26 protein-coding genes are annotated in these 25,070 nt (G+C 49.7%); 9 read left to right on the forward strand and 17 right to left on the reverse strand.

Annotated elements, in window-relative coordinates; translation table 11 throughout:
- Positions 1 to 75: 75 nt before the first annotated feature.
- The 14 genes from ptsG to yceD all read right to left on the reverse strand — a co-directional run bounded on the left by ptsG (position 76) and on the right by yceD (position 12,415).
- Positions 76 to 1,509, reverse strand: a complete 1,434-nt coding sequence (gene ptsG, locus AACH44_RS12220) for a PTS glucose transporter subunit IIBC (protein WP_261848442.1) — start codon at positions 1,507 to 1,509, stop codon at positions 76 to 78.
- A 315-nt stretch (positions 1,510 to 1,824) separates the two neighbouring features.
- On the reverse strand, positions 1,825 to 2,622 hold the full coding sequence (locus AACH44_RS12225) for a metal-dependent hydrolase (protein WP_261848443.1): 798 nt from the start codon (positions 2,620 to 2,622) through the stop codon (positions 1,825 to 1,827).
- A gap of 19 nt (positions 2,623 to 2,641) precedes the next feature.
- Positions 2,642 to 3,652 carry a DNA polymerase III subunit delta' gene (gene holB, locus AACH44_RS12230; protein WP_261848444.1) on the reverse strand — a complete coding sequence of 337 codons (1,011 nt, stop codon included), beginning with the start codon at positions 3,650 to 3,652 and terminating at the stop codon, positions 2,642 to 2,644.
- Positions 3,652 to 4,311, reverse strand: coding sequence for a dTMP kinase (tmk, locus tag AACH44_RS12235; protein ID WP_261848445.1), 660 nt, complete (start codon positions 4,309 to 4,311; stop codon positions 3,652 to 3,654). The genes holB and tmk overlap by 1 nt, the downstream gene beginning before the upstream one ends.
- Positions 4,301 to 5,320 carry an endolytic transglycosylase MltG gene (gene mltG, locus AACH44_RS12240; protein ID WP_261848446.1) on the reverse strand — a complete coding sequence of 340 codons (1,020 nt, stop codon included), beginning with the start codon at positions 5,318 to 5,320 and terminating at the stop codon, positions 4,301 to 4,303. Before mltG ends, tmk begins: the two co-directional genes overlap by 11 nt.
- A gap of 14 nt (positions 5,321 to 5,334) precedes the next feature.
- Positions 5,335 to 6,132, reverse strand: a complete 798-nt coding sequence (pabC, locus tag AACH44_RS12245) for an aminodeoxychorismate lyase (RefSeq protein ID WP_261848447.1) — start codon at positions 6,130 to 6,132, stop codon at positions 5,335 to 5,337.
- Between the two features lie 128 nt (positions 6,133 to 6,260).
- On the reverse strand, positions 6,261 to 7,502 hold the full coding sequence (gene fabF, locus AACH44_RS12250) for a beta-ketoacyl-ACP synthase II (RefSeq protein WP_261848448.1): 1,242 nt from the start codon (positions 7,500 to 7,502) through the stop codon (positions 6,261 to 6,263).
- Between the two features lie 81 nt (positions 7,503 to 7,583).
- The gene (gene acpP / locus AACH44_RS12255; protein WP_005970506.1) at positions 7,584 to 7,820 is read right to left on the reverse strand and encodes an acyl carrier protein; all 237 of its coding nucleotides are present in this window, start codon (positions 7,818 to 7,820) and stop codon (positions 7,584 to 7,586) included.
- Between the two features lie 154 nt (positions 7,821 to 7,974).
- Positions 7,975 to 8,709 (reverse strand): 3-oxoacyl-ACP reductase FabG, encoded by a 735-nt coding sequence (gene fabG, locus AACH44_RS12260; protein WP_010297224.1) that lies wholly within the window; start codon positions 8,707 to 8,709, stop codon positions 7,975 to 7,977.
- 14 nt (positions 8,710 to 8,723) lie between these two features.
- On the reverse strand, positions 8,724 to 9,653 hold the full coding sequence (fabD, locus tag AACH44_RS12265) for an ACP S-malonyltransferase (RefSeq protein ID WP_261848449.1): 930 nt from the start codon (positions 9,651 to 9,653) through the stop codon (positions 8,724 to 8,726).
- A gap of 17 nt (positions 9,654 to 9,670) precedes the next feature.
- Positions 9,671 to 10,624: a beta-ketoacyl-ACP synthase III gene (locus tag AACH44_RS12270; RefSeq protein ID WP_261848450.1), complete on the reverse strand. Its 954-nt coding sequence runs from the start codon at positions 10,622 to 10,624 to the stop codon at positions 9,671 to 9,673.
- Positions 10,625 to 10,630: 6 nt separating this feature from the next.
- A complete protein-coding gene (plsX, locus tag AACH44_RS12275; RefSeq protein ID WP_261848451.1) occupies positions 10,631 to 11,677 on the reverse strand; it encodes a phosphate acyltransferase PlsX in 1,047 nt (348 codons plus the stop codon).
- A 29-nt stretch (positions 11,678 to 11,706) separates the two neighbouring features.
- A complete protein-coding gene (gene rpmF, locus AACH44_RS12280; RefSeq protein ID WP_011093369.1) occupies positions 11,707 to 11,877 on the reverse strand; it encodes a 50S ribosomal protein L32 in 171 nt (56 codons plus the stop codon).
- A 16-nt stretch (positions 11,878 to 11,893) separates the two neighbouring features.
- Positions 11,894 to 12,415: a 23S rRNA accumulation protein YceD gene (gene yceD, locus AACH44_RS12285; RefSeq protein ID WP_261848452.1), complete on the reverse strand. Its 522-nt coding sequence runs from the start codon at positions 12,413 to 12,415 to the stop codon at positions 11,894 to 11,896.
- 140 nt (positions 12,416 to 12,555) lie between these two features.
- Here yceD and AACH44_RS12290 point away from each other — a divergent pair, with 140 nt between their 5' ends.
- Positions 12,556 to 13,140: a Maf family protein gene (locus AACH44_RS12290; protein WP_261848453.1), complete on the forward strand. Its 585-nt coding sequence runs from the start codon at positions 12,556 to 12,558 to the stop codon at positions 13,138 to 13,140.
- A 58-nt stretch (positions 13,141 to 13,198) separates the two neighbouring features.
- Here the strand turns inward: AACH44_RS12290 and rluC are convergent, their stop codons facing one another.
- Positions 13,199 to 14,155, reverse strand: coding sequence for a 23S rRNA pseudouridine(955/2504/2580) synthase RluC (gene rluC / locus AACH44_RS12295; protein WP_261848454.1), 957 nt, complete (start codon positions 14,153 to 14,155; stop codon positions 13,199 to 13,201).
- 581 nt (positions 14,156 to 14,736) lie between these two features.
- On the opposite strand from rluC, the gene rne reads away from it, so the two are divergent.
- Positions 14,737 to 18,066 carry a ribonuclease E gene (rne, locus tag AACH44_RS12300; RefSeq protein WP_261848455.1) on the forward strand — a complete coding sequence of 1,110 codons (3,330 nt, stop codon included), beginning with the start codon at positions 14,737 to 14,739 and terminating at the stop codon, positions 18,064 to 18,066.
- Positions 18,067 to 18,128: 62 nt separating this feature from the next.
- Here rne and AACH44_RS12305 read toward each other — a convergent pair whose 3' ends face one another.
- Entirely contained in the window at positions 18,129 to 18,416 is a 288-nt protein-coding gene (locus tag AACH44_RS12305) for a putative quinol monooxygenase (protein WP_261848456.1), read from the reverse strand.
- Positions 18,417 to 18,600: 184 nt separating this feature from the next.
- On the opposite strand from AACH44_RS12305, the gene pyrC reads away from it, so the two are divergent.
- The 6 genes from pyrC to AACH44_RS12335 all read left to right on the forward strand — a co-directional run bounded on the left by pyrC (position 18,601) and on the right by AACH44_RS12335 (position 22,384).
- Positions 18,601 to 19,644 carry a dihydroorotase gene (gene pyrC, locus AACH44_RS12310; protein ID WP_261848457.1) on the forward strand — a complete coding sequence of 348 codons (1,044 nt, stop codon included), beginning with the start codon at positions 18,601 to 18,603 and terminating at the stop codon, positions 19,642 to 19,644.
- Between the two features lie 106 nt (positions 19,645 to 19,750).
- Positions 19,751 to 19,990, forward strand: coding sequence for a DNA damage-inducible protein I (dinI, locus tag AACH44_RS12315; RefSeq protein WP_261848458.1), 240 nt, complete (start codon positions 19,751 to 19,753; stop codon positions 19,988 to 19,990).
- 88 nt (positions 19,991 to 20,078) lie between these two features.
- Positions 20,079 to 20,336 carry a hypothetical protein gene (locus AACH44_RS12320; protein ID WP_261848459.1) on the forward strand — a complete coding sequence of 86 codons (258 nt, stop codon included), beginning with the start codon at positions 20,079 to 20,081 and terminating at the stop codon, positions 20,334 to 20,336.
- Positions 20,337 to 20,574: 238 nt separating this feature from the next.
- The gene (gene bssS, locus AACH44_RS12325) at positions 20,575 to 20,829 is read left to right on the forward strand and encodes a biofilm formation regulator BssS (RefSeq protein WP_005970542.1); all 255 of its coding nucleotides are present in this window, start codon (positions 20,575 to 20,577) and stop codon (positions 20,827 to 20,829) included.
- Between the two features lie 394 nt (positions 20,830 to 21,223).
- A complete protein-coding gene (locus AACH44_RS12330; RefSeq protein WP_338659254.1) occupies positions 21,224 to 21,778 on the forward strand; it encodes a cytochrome b in 555 nt (184 codons plus the stop codon).
- A 30-nt stretch (positions 21,779 to 21,808) separates the two neighbouring features.
- On the forward strand, positions 21,809 to 22,384 hold the full coding sequence (locus AACH44_RS12335) for a YceI family protein (RefSeq protein WP_261848469.1): 576 nt from the start codon (positions 21,809 to 21,811) through the stop codon (positions 22,382 to 22,384).
- 75 nt (positions 22,385 to 22,459) lie between these two features.
- Here the strand turns inward: AACH44_RS12335 and AACH44_RS12340 are convergent, their stop codons facing one another.
- A complete protein-coding gene (locus AACH44_RS12340; protein ID WP_261848461.1) occupies positions 22,460 to 23,527 on the reverse strand; it encodes a rhodanese-related sulfurtransferase in 1,068 nt (355 codons plus the stop codon).
- A 215-nt stretch (positions 23,528 to 23,742) separates the two neighbouring features.
- Between AACH44_RS12340 and AACH44_RS12345 the strand changes: the two genes are divergently transcribed.
- On the forward strand, positions 23,743 to 24,837 hold the full coding sequence (locus AACH44_RS12345; RefSeq protein ID WP_261848462.1) for an NADH:flavin oxidoreductase/NADH oxidase: 1,095 nt from the start codon (positions 23,743 to 23,745) through the stop codon (positions 24,835 to 24,837).
- Positions 24,838 to 25,070 lie beyond the last annotated feature (233 nt).

The raw sequence follows: 25,070 nt of genomic DNA on the forward strand, positions 1-25,070 counted from the left end.
ATCGGAGCAAGTCGCGCTATCTACTGACCATAAAAAAGGGGCTTTCGCCCCTTTTTGCAACTCCCCAACAACCCATCAGTGGTTACGGATGTAGTCGTCCATATCAGTTTTCAGGTTATCAGATTTTGTACCGAAAATGGCCTGAACGCCGGAACCTGCCACAACTACACCGGCTGCGCCCAGTTTTTTCAGGCCAGCCTGATCAACTTTAGCCACGTCGCCTACGCTAACGCGCAGACGGGTGATGCATGCATCCAGATTAGTGATGTTTTCTTTACCACCAAACGCGCTAACCAGAGCCGCAGCCATTTCAGTGCTGTCCTGAGACGTTTGCTCAGATGAGCTTTCTTCACGACCTGGCGTTTTCAGGTTCAGTTTAGCAATCAGAACGCGGAAGATGGTGTAGTAAATCAACGCATAGCACAGACCTACAATCGGGAACAGCCACAGGTTGCTACCGTTGCCACTCAGTACCACGAAGTCGATCAGACCGTGTGAGAAGCTAGTACCATCACGCATACCCAACAGGATACAGATTGGGAACGCCAGACCCGCCAGAATCGCATGGATCACATACAGGATCGGCGCAACAAACATGAAAGAGAACTCAATTGGCTCAGTGATACCCGTCAGGAACGAGGTCAGTGCCGCAGAGATCATGATACCGCCCACTTTCGCGCGGTTTTCTGGTTTAGCGGAATGCCAGATAGCAATGGCCGCAGCTGGCAGACCGTACATTTTAAACAGGAAACCACCGGACAATTTACCCGCAGTCGGGTCACCTGCAATGTAACGCGGGATATCGCCGTGGAAAACCTGACCAGCAGCATTGGTGAACTCACCCACTTGCATTTGGAAAGGGACGTTCCAGATGTGGTGCAAACCAAACGGCACCAGAGAACGTTCAACAACCCCATAGATGCCGAATGCTAACATCGGGTTCTCATTCGCAGCCCAATGTGAAAACGTTTGGATCGCGCTACCAACCGGTGGCCAGATGAAAGACAGCACCGCACCAGTAGCGATCGCCGTCAGACCCGAAATAATCGGCACAAAACGCTTACCAGCAAAGAAGCCCAGATACTCAGGCAGTTGAATGCGGTAGAAGCGATTAAACATATACGCGGCAATCGCACCGGCAATGATCCCGCCTAGAACACCAGTATCCGCCAGGTGCTTCGCAGCGATCTCAGCAGCCGGTAGATTAAGAACCAGCGGCGCGATCGCAGCCATGGTTTTCACCATGATGCCATAAGCCACCACCGCCGCCAGTGCGGAAACACCGTCGTTATTGGTGAAGCCCAGGGCAACACCAATAGCAAAAATCAGCGGCATGTTGGCAAATACCGAATCACCGGCCTGTGCCATGACGCTGGAGACAATTGTAGGCAACCAGCTAAAATTGGCCGAACCGACACCCAGCAGGATACCTGCGATAGGGAGTACGGATACGGGCAGCATTAGCGACTTACCTACTTTTTGCAGGTTTGCGAATGCATTCTTGAACATAATTGAGTGTGCTCCTGAGTAATAGTGCTGTTACTTCTGATACTTCATCTATAAGCAAAGGCGGGGAGGAAGGCCTTTGCGAGTTGGGGTGTCTTAGCCCCCTTTAATTTTTACGCAGAGTAAAATAAATAGCATTCACAATGTTTGATTGCTATCACGTTTCCACAAGCCAATAGGCTGAGAACGAACAGATATTGCACCTTTTTGTGATATATCGCTAAAAAGCACGTCCCCTTGAAGAGGAAAAACCTGATCAAGGGGATTATGAAGCGCTATTAATTACACGGATAAAAAAAACTCGGCTATTCTCAGCCACTATTGCGCAGCGGTCAACCGGGTCGGATCGATGTGAAACAGGCGGGAGAAATTCTCTGTGGTGGCAGCAGCGAGAGTTTCCAGCGATGTGCCTTTCACTACGGCAAGGTATTCCGCCACATCACGCACATACGCGGGCTGGTTTTCCTGGCCTCGGAATGGGACTGGCGCTAGCCAGGGAGAATCCGTCTCAATCAGCATCCGATCCAGCGGCACGTAGCGCGCGACACCACGCAATTCCTCCGCATTACGAAACGTCACGATCCCAGAAAATGAGATGTAGAATCCCATATCCAGCAAGGCTTTTGCCGTGACCAAATCTTCCGTAAAGCAGTGCAGAACGCCGCTACATTTTTCTGCGTGTTCGTCGCGCAGAATTGCCAGCGTATCTTCACGGGCAGCACGCGTATGCACGATGACTGGCTTGTTCAGGTCATTGCCAATACGAATATGTTCGCGAAACGATGCCTGCTGCTGGACTTTCGTCTCCTGTTGATAGAAGTAGTCGAGCCCCGTTTCGCCCATCGCCACCACACGACTGGCGCAGGCTAACTCACGTAGTTCGGCATAATCATAAGGAGCATCCTGATTCAGCGGATGAACGCCACAGGAAAAGGCTACATTATCGCGCTCGCCGATTAATTCGACCATCTCACGATAGCCGGGCAGCGTTGTCGCCACCGCCAGAAGGAAACCGACATCACGGCGTTTCGCTTTCTCCAGCACGTCGGAAACATCTTTATGCAATGACTGATAATCCAGACCGTCAAGATGACAGTGGGAATCGACTAACAACATGATATTTACTCGATAGTCATTAAATAGAAAAGGGATGGCTGTCACGCTTAACCGACGAAGCCAGCGTGCGTTCGCCATCAAGCAAGCGTTCCGTCAGCAATAACTCACGATTAACACCCGTAATAGTCAGCAATTTTTGTCGACACGCCAGCCACTGTTGCAGTTCATACTGCAAATGTGTGGAAGGTTCGCGCGCCAAACGCTCAATCAGCTCAATCTGATCCTGATTCACAAGATGTTCGCTAGCACCCTGCTGCCATTTCATGGCATCCAGCAGTAATGCGGCCAGCCAGTGAATACGTGTATCCGCGTCGTCATGATTCAGTTGCGGTATCAATGAAAGCAGATCCCGTGAAGTCAGTGCAGCAGAAAATGTCTGGCATAGCCCGCTACGCTGTTTCCAGCGCTCTGGCTGCAATAATGCTTCGGCAGCGAGCGGCGCACCCGATTGCAATCTCAATGCCGTGCGTAATGCCTTGCTATCATGGCGATGGCGCGCATTCAGCCACAGCACGCTCTGCGTCTCATTAGGGACATCCAGATAGTGGTACAAGCAACGGCTGCGTAAGGTTGCTAACAACCGCGCGGGTTCCCGGCAGCCAAATAAAAAGAAGGTATTTTGCGGCGGTTCTTCCAGCGTTTTCAGCAATGCGTTCGCTGCGGCTTCGGTCAGTTGCTCAGCGGAAGCCAGCCAGATCACTTTTGCTCCGCCTTGTCGGGAGTGTTGATACACTTTTTCCACGACGTCACGCACCGGATCGACCCCCAGACTGTGCTTGCCCTTCTCCGGGCTCAGCACATGCCAGTCCGGGTGCGTTCCCGCTGTCATCAGGTTACAAGAGTGGCACTGGCCGCAACTTTTCATGCCGTCAGGTCGCTGACAGATCAGCCAACGACTCAGCGCATAAGTCAGCGATTCATCACCCATGCCCGGCAGCGCATGCAGCAACACCGCATGGTGGCCTCTACCTGCCTGATATTGACCGATAAGCTGCCGATAAGAGGCATTCAGCCACGGATACCACTCCATTAGCCCAGCCCCTGCGCGACGGGCTGCAACCCTTGTTGCTGCAACCATTGCTGTAACGTAGCCTGAATATCCGCACTGACAGCATCAATGGATTGTGAGGCATCGATCGTCAGGATGCTGCCATCCTCCGCTGCCAGTTCCTGATAGCGGGAACGGGTGCGGTCAAAGAAAGCCAACGACTCTTGCTCGATTCTATCCAGTTCGCCGCGCTGACGCGCGCGCTGCAAGCCAATGGCTGGTGGCAAATCAAGATAAAGCGTTAGGTCGGGACGAAAATCACCGAGCACGGTATCACGCAGTGAGCGCAGCAGTTGCTGATCGATCCCCCGACCACCACCCTGATAAGCCTGTGACGAGAGATCGTGACGATCGCCGATGACCCATTGCCCGTTAGCCAACGCGGGTTTGATGACGTTATCCACCAGTTGCACTCTGGCCGCGTATAACATCAGGACTTCCGCTTTATCGGTAACCTTCTCATCGGCCATTCCTTGCTTAATGAGCTCCCGCAGCTTCTCTGCCAGCGGTGTGCCACCGGGCTCTCGCGTGAACACCACCTCTTTCACACCATGTGAACGCAGCGTTTCTACGACGATATTGCGCGCGGTGGTTTTTCCCGCGCCTTCCAGGCCTTCAATGACGATAAATTTACTGTTCATCCCGTTCCTTTAACGCTGAGCGGTATACCCTCACAGCACGATTATGGTCTGCAAGGTTAGTGGTAAAACTGTGTCCGCCTTTTCCATCGGCCACAAAATACAGATACGATGTTTTGGCTGGATGCGCAGCGGCATCCAATGACGCTTTCCCCGGCATCGCAATTGGCGTAGGCGGCAAGCCGGAAATGACATAAGTATTGTAAGGCGTCGGCGTATCTAATGCTTTACGGGTTATCACACCTTTATAGTCGTCGCCCATGCCATAAATGACCGTAGGATCGGTCTGCAATCGCATGCCAAGGCGTAAACGATTGATAAAAACAGAGGAAACCTGCGTACGTTCTTCATTGATCGCCGTTTCTTTTTCAATGATTGACGCCATCGTCAGCAATTCGTCGGGTGTCTTGTACGGTAAGCCTTCTTCGCGTCCTTTCCATACCTCATCCACCGTTTTTTTCATGCGCTGATGCGCACGCTGCAACAGGGCGATATCGCTCGTACCCGCCGTGTATGAATAGGTATCAGGGTAAAGCCAGCCTTCCGGGTTTGTCTTATCTTTGATGTCTAACTGAGCCGCGACGTCCTGTTCGGTTTTATCGACCAGCGAATGCCTGATGTAAGGTGCCTGTTGCAGCGTGCCTAGCCACTCTTTCAGACGTGAACCTTCAACAAAACGGATGGTAAATTGTGCTTCCTTTCCGCTGGACAGTAACGCCAGCATCTCGCGCACGCTCATTCCCGCCGTAAAACGATACGTACCCGCTTTGAATTTCGCCAATTCAGGCTCGATGCGCAGTAACCACGGAAAAAACGCGCCATCAGTAATAATTTTCTGATCGAGGAGCAGCGTTTCCAACCCTTCCCTTCCCGTACCGGCCGGAAGTGTGAAAATAGTTTCCTTTTCGATAGCCAATGGAGAACCAGCAAAACGCTGCATTTTCTGCCACGCAACCAGCAACATCAGCACAACAGCAGCGATAATTAACAAACCAATTTTCTTTTTCTTCATAAATCAACCATCTACTAGCAGTCAGAACTCAGGAATTGATAAAGCTCTCGGGAGTGGTAACGCCAGACATGCGCCTGATTCACGGGGACTAGCGGCATTAGTGCATTACAAATCAACACTTCATCCGCATCGGCCAATACGCCAATCGGTTCACTAACGATCTGTAACTCGAAGTCAGAGCCCGCCAGCAAGGCGATGATATGCTGCCGGGCAACGCCATCTACGCCTGACTGGGATAAATTAGGCGTATAAACGCTATGCCCTTTACGCCAGAATAAATTAGCGGCACAGCATTCCACTAGCGCACCGGAGGTGTCAAGCACGAGGGTCTCATCAGCTGAGGTCTGGTCAAGATACGCACGAATCAACACCTGTTCGAGCCGATTCAGATGTTTTATACCCGCCAACAGCGGATTTTTAGCTAGTGCCACAGGGCTTAAGTTCAGGCTAATTCCCTGTTCACGCCAGTCGGCATAATGTGCGGGATAGCCTGCCTGTATGACGATTCGAGTTGGTCGCATACAACCCTGAGGGCTATAACCACGTCCTCCAGCACCGCGCGTTAGCACCACTTTCACTACGCCATTTGCACGGCTCAGTGCGGCCTGCTTCATTTCCGCGATCAGGCTTTCCCAGTCAACAGGCGGGAATAACAAGCGCGCCGTGGCCTGTTGCAGCCGTACGATATGTCGATCGAGCCAAACAATCTCGCCAGCACGGACTCTGGCTGTCGTAAAACAACCGTCACCATACTGTGTAGCCCGATCGAGCACTGAAAGCTGTTCCTGTAACTGGCCGTTAATCCACAACATAATAAGCTCCGCATCATTCATCACCGTCAGCTTGCCAGTAAAGCGGCATTGCAGACAAGCAGGTGCGTCTGATTTTATACAGGCAAAAAAAAACCCGGAAACCGGGTTTTTTTAAGACGTAATCGCAATCAAACTTTACGGAAGATCAGCGAACCGTTGGTTCCACCGAAGCCGAAAGAGTTGCAGAGTACGTATTCCAGATTGCTGACCTGACGCGCCTCATGCGGCACAAAATCCAGATCGCAGCCTTCATCTGGGTTATCCAGATTGAGCGTTGGCGGAACCGCTTGATCGCGCAGAGCAAGAATACTGAAGATTGACTCTACTGCACCTGCTGCACCGAGCAAGTGACCCGTCATCGATTTTGTCGAACTGACCAGTACACGACTGGCGTCCGCACCAAATACGGATTTCACCGCCTGTGTTTCAGCTTTATCACCCGCCGGCGTAGAAGTTCCATGCGCGTTGATATAACCGATCTGGCTCGTTGATATACCTGCATCACGTAGTGCGTTTTCCATCGCTAGTGCTGCACCCGAACCGTTCTCCGGTGGGGATGTCATATGATACGCATCGCTGCTCATGCCAAATCCAACAATTTCTGCATAGATTTTCGCACCGCGCTTTTTCGCGTGTTCATACTCTTCCAGCACCATGAGGCCTGCGCCGTCGCCCAGCACAAAGCCATCACGATCTTTATCCCATGGACGGCTTGCCGCCTGAGGATCGTCATTGCGCGTAGACAACGCACGAGCAGCACCGAATCCACCAACGCCTAATGGCGTACTGGCTTTTTCTGCACCACCAGCCAACATCACATCCGCATCATTGTAGGCAATAATACGTGCTGCCTGACCAATATTATGCACGCCAGACGTACAGGCCGTAGCGATAGAGATACTTGGGCCACGTAGTCCGAATAGGATAGTCAGGTGCCCTGCCACCATATTAACGATGGTGGACGGCACAAAGAACGGGCTGATTTTACGCGGGCCACCGTTCACCAGCGAAGTGTGGTTCTCTTCAATAAGACCCAGACCGCCGATGCCGGAACCAATCGCCGCACCGATACGCGGGGCGTTTTCTTCCGTTACTTCCAAACCAGAGTCCCGCATGGCCTGAACGCCAGCAGCAACACCGTATTGAATAAAGGCATCCATTTTGCGTGCTTCTTTACGCGAAATGAATTCCTCAGAATTAAAATCCTTTACTAAGCCAGCAAAACGCGTTGCATAGGCACTAGTATCGAAATGGTCGATCAGGCTGATACCACTCTGACCGGCAAGAAGAGCACTCCAGGTAGACTCAACTGTATTGCCGACAGGAGATAACATGCCCAGTCCGGTCACAACTACTCGACGCTTAGACACGCTTATCCTCCAGGGAGGGAAAAAAAGACACTGCGGGACAAAAAAACTTAGGCGGTCGAATGACCGCCTAGATATGTTCGCTTACTGCTGGTTAGCCTGAATAAAATCAATGGCTGCCTGAACAGTCGTGATTTTTTCAGCTTCTTCGTCTGGAATCTCAGTATCAAATTCTTCTTCCAGAGCCATTACCAGCTCAACAGTGTCAAGAGAATCAGCGCCGAGGTCATCAACGAAAGAAGCATTGTTTACGACTTCTTCCTGCTTAACACCAAGCTGTTCAACGATGATTTTCTTAACGCGTTCTTCGATAGTGCTCATACTCTTAAATTTCCTATCAAAACTCGCTTTCGCGATGGTTTTCGTAGTGTATAAAATGTTTGAAAAGATGCAACAAAATCTCGGCTGGTCGAACCACGATTTTGTGCTATTTTGCGGTTATCACCGCAAATAATGCAAATAGTTTTCGAGCTTTTTAGATCATATACATGCCGCCGTTGACATGCAATGTTTCGCCAGTAATGTAAGCAGCCTCATCAGAGGCTAAAAATACAACAGCACTGGCGATTTCTTTAGCATCACCGAGTCGGTTAGCTGGAACCGACGTCAAAATGCCTGCTCGCTGTTCTTCTGTCAATGCCTGAGTCATATCTGTTTCGATAAAACCAGGTGCGACCACGTTGACCGTAATACCACGAGAAGCCACTTCACGCGCGAGGGATTTACTGAACCCAATCAGTCCCGCCTTCGCTGCCGCGTAGTTAGCTTGTCCTGCATTGCCCATCGTTCCCACAACGGAACCGATGGTAATGATCCGGCCAAAACGTTTCTTCATCATGGCACGCATCACTGCTTTAGACATGCGGAATACCGACGTGAGATTGGTATCCAGGATATCGTGCCATTCATCATCTTTCATACGCATCAGCAGGTTATCACGGGTGATACCCGCGTTATTGATAAGAATATCAACTTCTCCAAATTCTGCGCGAATTTCTGCCAATACGCTTTCTACTGATGCTGCATCGGCAACATTCAGCATATAACCTTTACCGTTCTCACCCAGCCAGCCGCTAATGGCTTCAGCACCTTTTTCGCTGGTTGCGGTACCAATGACTTTTGCCCCGCGGGCAACCAACGTCTCGGCGATGGCACGCCCAATACCACGGCTTGCACCAGTAACCAGTGCAATTTTCCCCTCAAAACTCATTGTCTTCTCCGTTCTTATTTCTCAATCGCCGCTGATAGAGAAGCAGGATCGTTCACCGCAGCTGCTGTCAGGGTATCGACGATTCGTTTGGTTAAGCCAGTCAATACTTTACCCGGCCCGACTTCTAGCAGCGACTCAATGCCCTGAGAAGCCATAAATTCAACACAATCAGTCCAGCGCACCGGGCAATGAAGCTGGCGCACCAGCGCATCGCGAATGGCTTCCGGCGTGGTTTCGATGCGTGCATCAACATTATTGACAACAGAGATGACCGGAGAATTAAACGTCACGGACTCAAGCGCAACAGCGAGCTTCTTCGCGGCAGGTTCCATCAACGCACAGTGTGACGGTACACTGACAGGCAACGGCAGCGCACGTTTAGCACCCGCCGCTTTACACGCGGCACCAGCACGCTCAACGGCATCTTTATTGCCCGCAATCACAACCTGACCCGGTGAATTGAAGTTTACCGGAGACACCACTTGCCCCTGAGCGGATTCTTCACACGCGTTGGCAATGGCTTCGTTATCAAGCCCAATAATGGCATACATCGCACCCGTGCCTTCTGGCACGGCTTCCTGCATCAATTTGCCACGCAGTTCAACCAAACGGACGGCCTGTTGGAAATCCAGAACGCCAGCACAAACCAGTGCAGAATATTCACCGAGGCTATGACCAGACATCAGAGCAGGCGTTTTTCCTCCCTGCTGCTGCCAGACACGCCAGATAGCAACAGAAGCGGTCAGTAGCGCAGGCTGAGTCTGCCAGGTTTTATTCAACTCTTCAGCCGGCCCTTGCTGGGTAAGCTGCCACAAGTCATAACCTAACGCTTCAGAAGCCTGAGCAAACGTTTCGGTGACGATCGGGTATTCTGCTGCAAGTTCAGCCAACATCCCTACCGTCTGCGATCCCTGACCGGGAAACACCATTGCAAATTGCGTCATATCACAATCCTGTTTAATTAAAAACGAACCAGCGCGGAACCCCAGGTAAAACCACCGCCAAAGGCTTCAAGCAGTACAAGTTGTCCTGGTTTAATACGCCCATCGCGCACGGCTTCATCTAGCGCTGAAGGCACAGAGGCTGCGGAGGTATTACCATGACGATCTAGCGTCACAACCACCTTATCCATCCCCATACCCAGCTTTTTCGCCGTGGCGCTGATAATACGCAGGTTAGCCTGATGAGGCACCAGCCAGTCTAATTCACTTTTGTCCAGTTGAGCCGCTTGCAGCGTTTCTTCAACAATATGTGCCAGTTCAGTCACTGCCACTTTAAAGACTTCATTACCCGCCATCGTCAGGTATGCAGGCGTCTCTGTGTGGTTACGATCCTGATGCGGTAACGCCAGCAACTCGCCATAACGACCATCGGCATGAAGGTGGGTGGAAAGAATACCCGGTTGCTCTGACGACGTTAACAGCACGGCACCCGCACCATCTCCGAACAGAATCAACGTGCCACGATCTTCAGGGTCCAATGTACGAGACAGCGTATCAGAGCCGAGCACCAGCGCGTATTTCACCGCACCACTTTTAACATATTGATCGGCAACGCTCAGCGCGTAGGTAAAACCTGCACATGCAGCAGCCAGATCGAAGGCAATCGTATCTTTGATCCCTAACAGTTGCTGAACCTGACAGGCGGAGCTAGGGAAAGCATGGCTTGATGATGTTGTGGCAACAATCAGAAGGCCGACTTCAGAAGGATCGACATTCGCCATTTCCAGCGCTTTCTGCGCGGCACGGTATCCCATGGTCGCCACGTTTTCATCCGGCGCAGCAATACGGCGCTCACGGATACCAGTACGTGTGACGATCCATTCGTCCGTCGTTTCCACCATTTTTTCTAAATCAGCGTTCGTCCTGATTTCTTCAGGCAGGTAGCTGCCCGTTCCGATTATTTTTGTATACATGTACGCTTAGTCACTCTTGGGTAATACCGCTTCTAGACGAGCGGCAATCCGCTCGGGAAGCTGCCGCCGTACCGTCTGCATTGCCTGTTCAATAGCAACAGCAAACGCTTTCTGGTTTGCTGCACCATGGCTTTTGATTACAGTTCCCCGTAATCCTAGTAGGCATGCGCCATTATATTGATCGGGGTTCAAATGACCGAAACGCTTTGATAAGCGTTTTTGTAACAAACGACCTAGCCATTTCAACCACCAGGATCGTTTTTGTTTTTGCTCCGGGCCTGAAGTGGGTGACTTCAGCAGTGACAGGAACATCCTTACCACGCCCTCTACCGTTTTCAATGTGACATTACCCACAAAGCCGTCACAGACCATCACATCCGTTTTCCCCGTCAGCAGATCGTTGCCTTCCAGATAACCGATATAATTTATTGATGGTGCCGCTTTTAACTGTGCCGCTGCTTCACGGATAGTGTTCAGCCCTTTGTTTTCTTCTTCACCGATATTCAACAACGCGACCCGAGGATTTGTCAGTCCCAGCACTTCTTCTGCCATCACTGACCCCATCACGGCAAACTGAACCAGCATCGTGCTGTCACAGTCAACATTCGCTCCCAGATCCAACACGACGGTTTTTCCGTGTTGCTGGTGAGGTAATACTGACACCAATGCAGGTCGCTCAATGCCTTCAAGCGGCTTAATCAGGAGCTTAGCCAGCCCCATAAGTGCCCCTGTGTTGCCAGCACTCACGCAGGCCTGTGCCCTACCGTCTTTAATCAATTCAAGCGCGATGCGCATTGAAGTACCGCGGCTTGCACGAATAGCCTGCGATGGCCTCGCATCACTAGCAATAACCGACTCCGCCGGAACAATTTCCAAGCGAGAGAGTAAATCAGAATCGATTTTGGCAAGTAATGGAGTAATCGCAGCAGGATCGCCGACTAATAATAAATTGAGAGCTGGATTAGAAGCCAGTGCCTGCAATGCAGCAGGCACTGTTACGCAGGGACCAAAATCCCCGCCCATCGCATCTAACGCCAGAGTTAGGCGTGTCAAGGTATTGCCTTGCAAATAATTCGCAAGAATTACTTGGCAATAACCTTGCGACCGCGGTAGTAACCATCCGCAGTGATGTGGTGACGCAGGTGAGTTTCGCCAGAAACTTTATCTACGGATACAGAAGAGGTAGTCAGCGCATCATGTGAACGACGCATACCACGTTTGGAACGGCTAGGTTTGTTTTGTTGTACGGCCATGGACCTTACTCCTTAATTACTTACGCTTTAAACTGGCTAATACGGCAAATGGATTCGGTTTTTCCGCCTCTGCAGGCAGTTGACCAAAAACCATGTCCGCTTCGGACACTTCACAGTGTTCAGAATCATGCACCGGAGCGATAGGCAACATCAGAATAATTTCATCTTCAATCATTGCCAGCAGATCGACTTCGCCAAATTCATCAACGCCGATCGGCTCATACGCTTCCGGTAACGCTTCGGCCTGTTCATCATTGACGACCGGGCTAAAACAGAATGTCGCATGGACTTGATGTTCAAACGGCTTTCCGCAACGTTGACACATCAGTGTGACGCTAACGTCAGCGTTACCGTCAATCACTGCCAGACGCTGATTATCAATATTGAAAGATAAAGAGGCCTGAACATCACTATCCACACTCACCACTGATTCGGCAACACGCTCTACTTGTTCAGCCGAATAGATACCAACGTAATCTAAACGCTTCTGAGCAGTGCGGACCGCATCAAGGGTTAAGGGTAATTTTACCTTTTGCATAGGGCGCGCATATTAACGTCGTAACGACATAGAGTCAAAGAAAAAGGCAGTGATGCACCACCTTTCACCAATATTCGCTTCCAGAGCGGCGCACAGTTTAAAATGCCTTTCACCATTACGCTACGGTTTATCAAAAAATTATGCAGCAGATCGTTCTTGCCTCAACCTCGCCTTATCGTCGAGCCTTATTGGAAAAGCTCGCGATCCCTTTTGTTTCTGCATCGCCAGACATCGATGAAACCCCTCGCCTCGGCGAAAACGCCGTCGAACTTGTGATCCGTCTTGCCGAAAGCAAAGCGCGGGCGCTGGCCACGCGCTACCCCAATCACCTGATTATCGGTTCCGATCAGGTTTGCGTATTAGGCAACACCATTACGGGAAAGCCACACAATAAGGTTAACGCAACACGGCAATTACAGCAGGCCAGCGGAAAATGTGTTTCTTTCTTTACTGGCCTCGCGCTTTTCAATAGCGCGACGCAGGAAGTACAACGCCTCGCAGAACCCTTTGACGTCCATTTCCGAACACTAACGAGCGCGGAAATTGACGGCTATCTGGAGAAAGAGCAGCCGTGGAACTGCGCGGGCAGCTTTAAAAGCGAAGGATTGGGCATTGCCCTCTTTGAACGATTGTCGGGGCGCGATCCTAATACGCTCATTGGATTACCGCTGATCGCGCTGATACAGATGCTACAAAAGGAAGGTGTAAATCCATTAGTGGCATAAAACGAATCGGGATAGCCCAACAGAAAGCTATCCCGATAGATGAAGATATCGCGAGTGGTTAGATTTTAGTCTTACGCAATACTTGTAAGCAATGGCGTAACCCACTATCCAGCGGTGCCTCAACTCTCAACGTTTCCCCCGTGTTCGGGTGTTCAAAACGCAGCGCCTGCGCATGCAAGAATAGGCGTTTTAAACCCGTACCGGTCAATTGCTGATCGAACTCACGATCGCCGTAACGGTCATCAAACGCGATGGGATGCCCGGCATACTGGGCGTGTACACGAATTTGATGTGTACGTCCGGTAACAGGACTCGCGCGCACCAGCGTCGCGTGCTCGAAACGTTCTTCTATTTTAAAGCGCGTTTCTGACGGTTTACCGTCGCTGTTTACCCGAACGATGCGTTCACCGCTTTGCAGGATATTTTTTAACAGTGGTGCTTGAACAACCTTGCAGTGAGATTGCCACTGACCGCGAACCAGCGCCAAATAGTCCTTTTGCATCCCTTTCAGTCGCAGTTGTTCATGCAGAGCACGCAAGGCCGAACGTTTTTTGGCTACCAGCAAAACGCCGGATGTATCGCGATCGAGACGGTGTACTAACTCCAGAAAACGCGCTTCTGGGCGTAGCGCACGCAGCCCTTCAATCACGCCGAAGCTCAAGCCACTGCCGCCATGCACCGCTGTACCTGAGGGCTTATTCAGCACTAGCAAGTAGTCATCTTCATAAATAATGCACTCGGCCAACACCGCTACTTTGCCAAGACTGGCAGAAACAGGGGTTTCATCGCGTTCTGCCTGTCGCACTGGCGGAATTCGAATGACATCACCGTCGAGCAATTTATACTCCGGCTTGACCCGTTTCTTATTTATCCTTACCTCACCTTTTCGCAAGATGCGGTAAACCATGCTTTTAGGCACACCCTTTAAGTGGGTATGCAAAAAATTATCGATACGCTGCCCCGCTTCATCTGCGGAGATCGTCACAAATTGTACTGAAGGATTATCTGTTTTCATGATGCGCGATTCTAAATAGAGCAACCCGATAGCGCCACTTCTTTTTCTGTGCTTAACTGTGTGTCTGACTTATGAAGATATTGTTGCACTGACGGATGCGTTGAGCTGTAGCATCAAACCCTGTCCGTTTTGGTGATCACAACAGAGTTATCTTTATACAGGCAGGCAAAGTCACCTTGCTATAACGGTATCAGCAGTGGAATAATGCTTTTGCGTTTCCCACGCGGATTTCCGATAGAACAAGGGGAAATTGCGAATTATTAAATTTGCCTGATGACGCACACACGCAGCAATGGCGTAAGACGTAATGCGAAATCAAGCAGTTAGCGGGCTGCGGATTGCAGCTTGGCCGGCAAATGGAATCAGATCTGGCGACATTATTCAGAAGCTGTTCCCTCAGTAAATGCGCTGTTTTCCATAAGGACACACAGGCTACCGAAACATGCGTCTCTATGCAGGCGACAACCGGGAGGTTGACGTCCCTGCGATAAGCCACGAGGCCATCGGTTCACTCCGGTCATGCGGTTCTTTTGTCCGCAGCTCTATCAATAATGCCAGTAAAAATAACGAGTAAGTTGAAGATGAAAAGAATGTTAATTAACGCAACTCAGCAGGAAGAGTTGCGTGTTGCCTTGGTTGATGGTCAACGGCTGTATGATTTGGATATTGAAAGCCCAGGTCATGAGCAGAAGAAAGCAAATATCTACAAAGGTAAAATCACTCGTATTGAACCCAGTCTTGAAGCGGCTTTTGTTGATTACGGCGCTGAAAGGCACGGTTTCCTCCCTCTTAAAGAAATCGCCCGCGAATACTTCCCCAGTAACTATGCTTCCCATGGCCGTCCGAATATCAAAGACGTGTTACGTGAAGGTCAGGAAGTTATTGTTCAGGTAGACAAAGAAGAGCGTGGCAACAAAGGTGCAGCACTGACCACCTTTATCAGCCTTGCGGGTAGTTATCTGGTCTTAATGCCGAATAACCCTCGCGCAGGCGGTATCTCACGCCGAATCGAAGGTGACGATCGTACCGAGCTCAAAGAAGCGCTGGGATCGCTACAACTGCCTGATGGCATGGGGCTTATTGTTCGTACGGCTGGTGTGGGTAAATCCGCTGAAGCACTGCAATGGGATCTGGCTTTCCGTCTGAAGCACTGGGACGCGATCAAAAAAGCCGCTGAAGGCCGCCAGGCACCGTTCCTGATTCATCAGGAAAGTAACGTGATCGTCCGTGCTTTCCGTGATTATCTGCGTCCAGACATTGGCGAGATTCTGATCGACAATCCAAAAATTCTCGATTTGGCGAAAGAACACATTTCTGCGCTGGGTCGCCCCGATTTCAGCAGTAAAATCAAATTGTACAGTGGTGAAATCCCACTTTTCAGCCATTATCAGATCGAATCGCAGATTGAATCGGCTTTCCAACGTGAAGTTCGCCTGCCGTCCGGTGGCTCTATCGTTATCGATACCACCGAAGCGCTGACGGCAATTGATATCAACTCCGCACGTGCAACACGCGGTGGTGATATTGAAGAAACCGCATTCAATACCAATCTTGAGGCCGCAGACGAAATTGCCCGCCAACTTCGCTTGCGTGACCTTGGCGGCCTGATCGTCATCGACTTCATCGATATGACACCGGTTCGCCACCAACGTGAAGTTGAAAACCGCCTACGCGATTCAGTACGCCAAGATCGTGCGCGTATTCAAATCGGCCGGATTTCCCGCTTCGGTCTGCTGGAAATGTCACGTCAGCGACTGAGCCCGTCACTGGGTGAATCCAGTCATCACGTTTGCCCACGCTGTAGCGGTACGGGCACCATTCGTGACAATGAATCACTTTCACTGTCGATTCTTCGTCTGATTGAAGAAGAAGCGCTGAAAGAAAACACCAAAGAAGTTCATGCCATTGTTCCAGTCCAGATTGCGTCTTATCTGCTGAACGAGAAGCGTGATGCCGTTAACGCTATCGAGACACGTCAGGGTGGCGTACGCGCTATCATCGTGCCACACGACGGTATGCAGACGCCGCACTATTCTGTGGTTCGCGTCCGTAAAGGCGAAGAAAAGCCGACGCTCAGCTATCTGCTGCCCCAGCTGTTAGAAACAGAAACGCAGCAACTGCAAGACGAACAAACGGTTGAACGCAAACAACCTGAGCAGCCAGCTTTAGCACCGTTTAGCCTCACTGAAATGCCAGAGGAAACCGCGCATCCTGTTGCCAAAGCCGCTCCGATTGTAGCAAAAGCCGCAGAAGAAGCTCAGCCGGGCCTCATTAGCCGTTTCTTCAGTGCCTTGAAAGGCGTCTTCGCTTCTGAACCTGTTGCAAAAACAGCGGATGCCGCTGACGAGAAGAACGCGGAAGAAGAGAAAGCCGGTGAAAGTCAGCGTTCTGAGCGTCGGAATTCACGCCGTCAGGGTAATAATCGCCGTGACCGTGGCTCTCGTGACAATCGTGAACAGCGTGATGATCAGCGCCGTAACAAGCGACAAAATGACGAAGCAGTTTCTGAAAACCGTGTTGCGGAAAATGTGGAAAAAGCGAGTCTGGAAGAACATCCGCGCCGTGAACCGCGTGCTGAACGTCAGCGTCGTCGTCAGGACGAGCGTCGCCCTGCTCAGATAGAGGAAAAAGTTCAACCAGCAGCAACTGCTGATTCCGATGACAATGCAGCCGATCAGGATAAACCAACTCAGGTTATGCCGCGTCGCCAACGTCGTCAGTTAACGCAGAAAGTACGTGTTCAGTCTGAAACGCAGCAGGATGCCCTCTCTGATAACGCGACACCGGTTGCCGGAGCATCTGAACTGGCTCAATCTTACATCAAGCCAAGCGATGCCGCTGTAGACACTAACGAGATCGATAACGAGCAAAACGATGCAAATCGTGCCAATGGCGAAAATGGTGGTATGCCGCGTCGTTCGCGTCGTTCGCCTCGCCACCTGCGCGTGAGTGGCCAGCGCCGCCGCCGTTATCGTGATGAGCGTTACCCGTCTCAGTCACCAATGCAGTTGGAGTTTGCCGCCTCATCACCGGAAATGGCATCAGGAAAAGTATGGGTTAGCTATCCTGTCGCACAGCCACAGCAAGCTGAAAGCCAACAGCAGGACGAGAACGTTGCAGCAATTGAAACCCCGCTGCTACCTGCCGTTGTTGAAACCGCTGTGACTGCACAAGCTGATACAGTGGAATTCAACACGGTTGAAAACGTTGCGATTACTGAAGCCGTGATTCACGAAGAAGCCGCTGTAACCGCAACAGCACAATCTGCCGACGTTATCCAAGATAGCAATGTAGTGGATGTCGAGGTGAGCAGCGCAGACGAAGAAACCGTCGTCGAGCCAGTTACCGAGAACACGGCTATCGATGATGCGATCGCTGCCGTTGCCGTGAATGCCGTTGAAGAAGCAAAAGCTGCTGATACCGTGGCAACTCAGGGCGCAGAAGAGACCGTTGACGCAGTCGCTTCTGAAAAGACAGTAGCTGAGCAGGTAGTGACTGAAGCAGCCGTAGAAGACAAGCAAACGGATAGCATCGTTGATGCTACTGAGAAAACAGATGATGTGGCAGAACCGGTTTCGACTCCTGCGGTTTCCGCAGCACAGGAAACCAGCCCACCAAAAAATGTTCAGGATGAGCCAGTATCCGCTATCAATTCACAACCGATTGTGGAATCTGAGTCTGTATCGAGCGTAACAAAAGCAGCAAGCCTTGCTGTGCAGCCTCGTTATAAGCTCCATGCGACAGCGCCGATGACTAAAGCACCAGCGCCGGCATACAACGCGGAACCTGCTCGACACAGTGATTGGGTACGTCCGGCCTATCCATTCTCAGGAAAAGGTTCGGCAGGCGGCCATAGCGCAGTTAACCAGTCAACTGCGCCAGCAACCAAGCCGACACCAGTCAGCGAGTAATCCTGATTACTATAGACAAACACCCGCCAATTGGCGGGTGTTTTTTTATGCACAACCTTTTGTTAGCCTAAAAAATTCAATGGTTTGATATCCACACTGTCCGTTTTGCCATTCAATTCAGCCAACAGACTTTTAAAGTGTGCACTTTGTTCATGTGATGCCAAAGCATCCCGATCTTTCCAGCGTTCGAAGAACACAAATGAACCGGGTTTATCCACGACTTCATGCAGATCATACTGCACGTTGCCCGCTTCGTGTCGGCTGGGCGATACCACGCGTTTTAGCGTTGCAGTAACATCGGCAATGAACTCAGCCTTTGCCTGAATAATGGCAACAATACGAATTTCCATATACATCCCTTATTTATCAATGAAAAGATAATGCTATCAAATGCCAATCCACGGTTAATTTCAAGCATTCTTCAACAAACGGATGCATTCAAATAGCTTTACGCTTATCCTTATGCCCCGCCGTATCAGTCCCAAAACCAACCGAAAGACGCTGTTTTTCTACTGACCGCCGGAGCGCAATTCCATGACCGCACAGCCCACTATTCTTAAAATCCGTCGCCCTGACGATTGGCACATTCACCTGCGTGACGATCGGATGCTGGAAACCGTTCTCCCCTATACCAGCCGTTTCTTTGGTCGTGCGATTGTTATGCCTAACCTGACGCCGCCGATTACCAGCGTAGCCAGTGCTATCGCGTATCGTCAGCGTATTTTAGCCGCGGTCCCACAGGGTGATAACTTTCATCCACTGATGACGTGCTACCTGACTGATGCTCTCGATGCCAATGAAATCGTGAGCGGCTTTGAGCAAGGCGTCTTTACTGCGGCCAAACTCTATCCAGCCAATGCCACAACGAACTCCAGCCATGGGGTCACCAGCGTCGCCAATATTGCTGGCATTCTGGAACAAATGCAGAAAATTGGCATGCCGTTACTCATCCACGGTGAAGTGACCGACTCTGCCGTTGATATTTTCGATCGGGAAGCGCGCTTCATCGAAACGGTACTGGAACCATTACGCCAACAGTTCCCTGAGCTGAAGGTCGTCCTTGAACATATTACGACGAAAGAAGCCGCACAGTATGTTGTTGAAGGTAATGATTACCTCGCAGCAACCATTACACCGCAGCACCTGATGTTTAACCGCAATCATATGCTGGTTGGTGGCGTTCGCCCTCACCTATATTGCCTGCCCATCTTAAAACGCAATATACATCAACAGGCGCTACGTGAAGCGGTCGCTGGCGACTGTGACCGACTTTTCCTTGGCACCGACTCCGCGCCCCATGCAAAACACAGAAAAGAGTCCAGTTGCGGCTGTGCTGGTGTGTTCAATGCTCAGGCGGCATTAAGTACCTACGCCACCGTTTTTGAAGAAATGAACGCGCTGGATAAACTCGAAGCATTCTGCTCCCTGAACGGCCCACGTTTTTATGGCCTGCCGGTGAACGACAGCTGGATTGAACTTCATCGAGAAACCGTCACATTCCCTGAAGAAATCGCTCTCGGCGACGAATCACTCATCCCTTTCCTGGCTGGGCAAAGCCTCAACTGGTCAGTCCGTTAATCGACAAGCCCATCCGCATTATGTCGATGGGCTAAATTTTATTGCGTGTCTTGCTCTCCATTTGCAATAACTGTATAAATAAACAGTTTAAAATTTGGAGGTCAGCATGCGCGTAGAAATCACTCTTGCAAAGACAACGCCTTTACCCGCTGGTGCAGTCAATGCACTCCAGCATGAGCTGGAAAAGCGGATTCACAAAATTTATCCCGACACGCCTATTCAAGTTCGTTATGCAGCCGCAAATAACCTGACCGTCATGGGAGCTGGCAAAGATGACAAAGATCGTATCTCTGAAATCTTGCAGGAAACGTGGGAAAGTGCCGATGACTGGTTTACCGCAGAGTAATCTAAAGCTTGAAAAATAACGAAGACATAGGCTGTAATGACCGTTTAAAGCGGCATTTCGCCATATGCTATGACCGAGGGTAACTGTTATGACGGTAGAAAAACCAGAAGAGGCAATGACATTCGGGGAACTGCTGGAGCTAATTAGCGAGCAACAACGTAAGATCGATGCTCTAGAGCTCGCTTTCTCGTCCCTGGCATTCTGCTTCGATGAAAAAGCAAACAAACTGATGATCCACAATCTGGCACTCGAATCTCAAAATGAAAATCGAGACCCTACTGTGAAGAAATACCTTGCCCGACTGGCTGCCGCATTGGAGAAAAATGCAGGGTCTAGCACGGAATAGTATTCTACCGCCCCAATAACTGAACCTTCGGGATGAAAATCTATTCATCCCGATATCTCATTGGGTACATGAGTTATCCCTTCATCATTTCTACAGATGTAATCTTTTTACAAAAAATTGCAAATATTTCCCATAAATTAAATAAGCAGCAGTATACTGATAAGGCTCGTTTAAGAATATGAGCCACCTGAAGCCTCGTTAGTCACTCATGTTAGTAACTAGTCAATAAGGGGTATTTATGGATAGAAAAAATGAAGTTATTCAGACACATCCTCTTGTAGGTTGGGACATCAGCACCGTTGACAGTTATGACGCCATGATGATCCGTTTACACTACTTATCCACCTCGGATCAAGCACCAGACGAAGCCCACGTTGATCGAACCCTTTGGCTAACGACCGATGTTGCCAGACAACTGATACATATACTCGAGGCTGGCATTGCAAAAATCGAATCAACAGACTGTGACGTCAGTGACTATCGAAAACATTAGTAATTGATAGCGTTATTAATATTATATTCAATATCCACTAACTTACATTAATACCATTTGCATTCATAACAATACCGCCATAATAGCGGTATTGTTATTTCAGAATATCGCATTTCCCTCATGTTTTAAGGCTAGCAGAATGAAGCACAGTCTGCCCCCATAATCGCGAGGCCGCAAATTGGTTTTGTTTACAATTACCGCAACTCTCCAACTAAAGTAAAGTGATGGTATTATCTCTTTGACTATCAAAAAAATTGAACCCATCTTCGTAATAAAATCAAAAAAATCGTTACATAATTTAGTCATGTGATAATCACAATATTATGTTGATTTTGTATTCACTTCTGTTTAGCTTTTGTTTAACAAAACGCACTCAACTTGAAGGAATCATAATATGACTTGGCGTAACTCCCCATCCCGTTACGGTCATATCAGCATTTTTCTGCACTGGATTGCAGCGTTAACCGTTTATGGCATGTTCGCCTCAGGACTCTGGATGGTGACACTTAACTATTATAGTGCGTGGTATCACCGTGCCCCTGAAATTCACAAAGCGATTGGTGTACTGCTTTTTGCCGTCATGATTTTTCGCGTTATATGGCGCTTTATTTCTCCACCACCGCCACCACTGAAAAGTTACTCTACCGTCACTCACGTGAGCGCCACACTCGCTCATATCGCACTGTACGTTATTTTGTTCTCCATTCTGATTAGTGGATATCTCATTTCCACTGCCGAAGGGCATTCCATCTCAGTTTTTGGCTGGTTTTTTATTCCGGCCATTATCAGCGACTTGACGGATCAGGCCGATATAGCAGGCGACGTGCATCTTTATCTCGCATGGGCGGTGGTTGCCTTATCAGCGCTGCACGGTTTAGCCGCATTAAAACACCACTTTATCGATGGTGATAACACGTTGAAACGAATGCTGGGTCGCAATATTCATTAACCTTATGTATTTTATGGAGAAACTCCAATGTTGAAGAAAACACTACTGAGCCTGACTATCCTATCTATGCTTGCTTCTGCCGGTTCTGCACTGGCGGCAGAGTACAAGTTCGATAAAGAAGGCCAGCACGCGTTTATTGAATTCCGCATTAAACACCTCGGTTATAGCTGGCTTTACGGCAGCTTTAATGACTTCGACGGCGCTTTTACCTTTGATGAGAAAAACCCATCTGTGGATAAAGTGAATGTCACCATTAACACGAACAGCGTTGATACTAACCACGCTGAACGTGACAAGCATCTGCGTAGTGCAGAGTTTTTAAACGTATCCAAGCATCCGCAAGCAACGTTTACCTCAACAGAGGTGAAAAAAGACGGTGAAGATTACGATATTGTCGGCAATCTGACCTTAAATGGCGTCACCAAACCCGTTAAGCTGGATGCCAAACTCATCGGTCAGGGGGATGACCCATGGGGTAACTACCGTGCAGGGTTTCAGGCAGAAGGTACGATCAAGCTGAAAGACTTCAACATTACGACAGATTTGGGTCCTGCTTCACAGGATGTAGAGCTGATTATTGCCGTTGAAGGTGTTCGCCAAAAATAAGGGCCACCACGTAACTGACAACAAAAAGCCCTTTCTTTTTTGAAAGGGTTTTTATATTAATGGCCGAACCGTTAGCTATTCCGATTTGTCTTTTGCTACAGGCGCAGGAATATGCAACGTTGACCGCAATAATCCTTTAGATTTATTGAAAATCTTCATTCCATTTTCACGACCGCTGCGTATTGCTCTTTGTTCTTCCAGCGGAAGTTTCATTTCATCCTGACACTGTGTGCTACAGCAGCCGTCATACTTCGCAGCGCAGCTCGGACATTGAATAAACAGAAGATGACACCCTTCATTACGGCAATTAGTGTGGCTATCACACGAAGTACCGCACTGATGACAATGCGCAATAACGTCATCAGATATACGCTCTCCCATACGTTCATCAAACACGAAATTTTTTCCGATAAACTTCAACGGTAATCCTTTCGCCTTAGCTTGACGCGCATACTCAATAATACCGCCTTCTACGTGATACACATTCTTAAAGCCATGGTGCAACATATAGGCGCTGGCTTTTTCACAACGAATCCCACCCGTACAGTACATGACAATATTTTTATCACGCGCAGCATCAAGCATATCTACTGCCATCGGCAACTGCTCACGAAATGTATCCGATGGCACTTCCAATGCATTCTCGAAATGCCCAACTTCATATTCGTAGTGATTACGCATATCAACGAATACGGTATCAGGATCGTCGGCCATCGCGTTAACCTGATCGGCTTTCAGATATTGCCCGACATTCGCTGGGTTAAATGTAGGATCATCGATCCCATCAGCAACAATCCGTTCGCGTACTTTCATACGCAATACCCAGAAGGATTTTCCATCGTCTTCCAGAGCGACATTTAAGCGAATTTGATCGAGTGCCGGATGTGCACTGAATAAGGTCGCTTTAAAGGCATCGAACTGACTATTCGGTACGCTGATTTGTGCATTAATGCCTTCAGTTGCAATATATATGCGCCCAAAGACGTTATGCAGTTCAAGCTGGACATACAGACGATCGCGAAACGCTTTTGGATCATCCACCGTAAAATATTTATAGAAGGAAACTGTGGTACGCGGCTCGGTTTCCGCAAGCATACGCGCCTTCAGTTCCTCATTGGAAACCCGGTTATGTAACACTGGCATGGTGTACGTTCCTGTCTTCATTGAGGGTAGTGAGTAACATTTATAGCCGAGCTGTAGCCTGGCATAGTGAATCGCCCGGCATCATACCTGATAGCGCCAAGGTTGTCAGGGCATGAAATGCATAACGAAACGCTAAAGAGTGATCTACCGTAAATAGATTACCCTTGGGTTCACTTGCGCTTTCATAAAGTATCTTCAGAGAAGGATCTGTCATTATGAGTCAGCTTTTCTCCCCTGTATCGCTTGGCCAACTCAAACTGCCCAACCGAATCATCATTGCACCAATGTGTCAGTATTCGGCTGAGGACGGCAAGGCGACAGCTTGGCATACCATGCACTTAGGTAATCTTTCACATTCTGGGGCGGGACTGCTCATTATTGAGGCCACGGCGATCTCACCAGAAGGCAGAATTTCCCCGCATGACCTTGGATTGTGGGATGATGCGACTGAACACGCACTTGCTGGCGTGATCCGCTCCGTCAAAACCTATTCTGCTATGCCTCTCGGCATACAGTTGGGACACGCAGGTCGTAAAGCGTCAACGGGCGTCCCGTGGAGTGGACGAGCATTCCTGCCTCCGGAACAAGGCGGCTGGCAGACTCTCGCGCCCTCTGCCCTTCCTTATAATGCGAGTGATGCGACACCACAGGCCATGTCAGAACCGCAAATTCGTGCGCTAATTGACTCGTTCGTTGACTCTGCTAAACGCGCGGACCGTCTGGGCTTTGATTTGATAGAGATTCATGCCGCTCACGGTTATTTACTGCACCAATTCCTTTCACCACTGACAAATCAGCGCACGGATGGCTATGGCGGCTCGCTTCAACATCGGATGCGTCTGGTCATTGAAATTTACCGTGCAGTACGTGACGTTTTCCCTGCGCATAAAGCCGTCGGCGTGCGCATCTCTGCAACTGATGGGGTTGAAGACGGTTGGGATCTGGAGCAATCCATACAGCTGAGTAAAGCACTACATGAAGTAGGCTGCGATTTCATCCATGTATCCAGCGGCGGACTCTCACCGTTACAACAGATTCATCCGGCACCTAATTATCAGGTGCCCTATGCGCAACGAATCAAACAAGAAGTTGGCATCACCACTATCGCCGTGGGGTTGATCACCGAGCCGGAACAAGCGGAAGCCATCGTTACAACCGGTGAGGCAGACGCAATCGGACTGGCTCGCGCGATACTTTTCGACCCTCGCTGGCCGTGGCATGCTGCCGCCAGACTAGGCGCACAGGTTTCCGCCCCTGCACAGTACTGGCGTAGTGAACCACGCTACGCCAGAGGCATTTTCAAACAATAACGATAAAAAGCGATCCTATCAGGGTCGCTTTTGTCCCGCTCACTACGCATATGCTACTAAAGCCCGAAAAAACACGTTCTGGATAGAATGCAATTAACGCTGCATCTAGAATAGAAAGCAGTTAATAATAGGGTAATAATTTGTTTTATTGGCGGATAACCGTAATAATCCATCTTGCAGTTAACCATTAACTCGATCCTTTTTAACGGTTCGCGTGCTGACCAGCACCAAAA

Source organism: Pectobacterium araliae (genome assembly GCF_037076465.1).
GTDB lineage: Bacteria > Pseudomonadota > Gammaproteobacteria > Enterobacterales > Enterobacteriaceae > Pectobacterium > Pectobacterium araliae.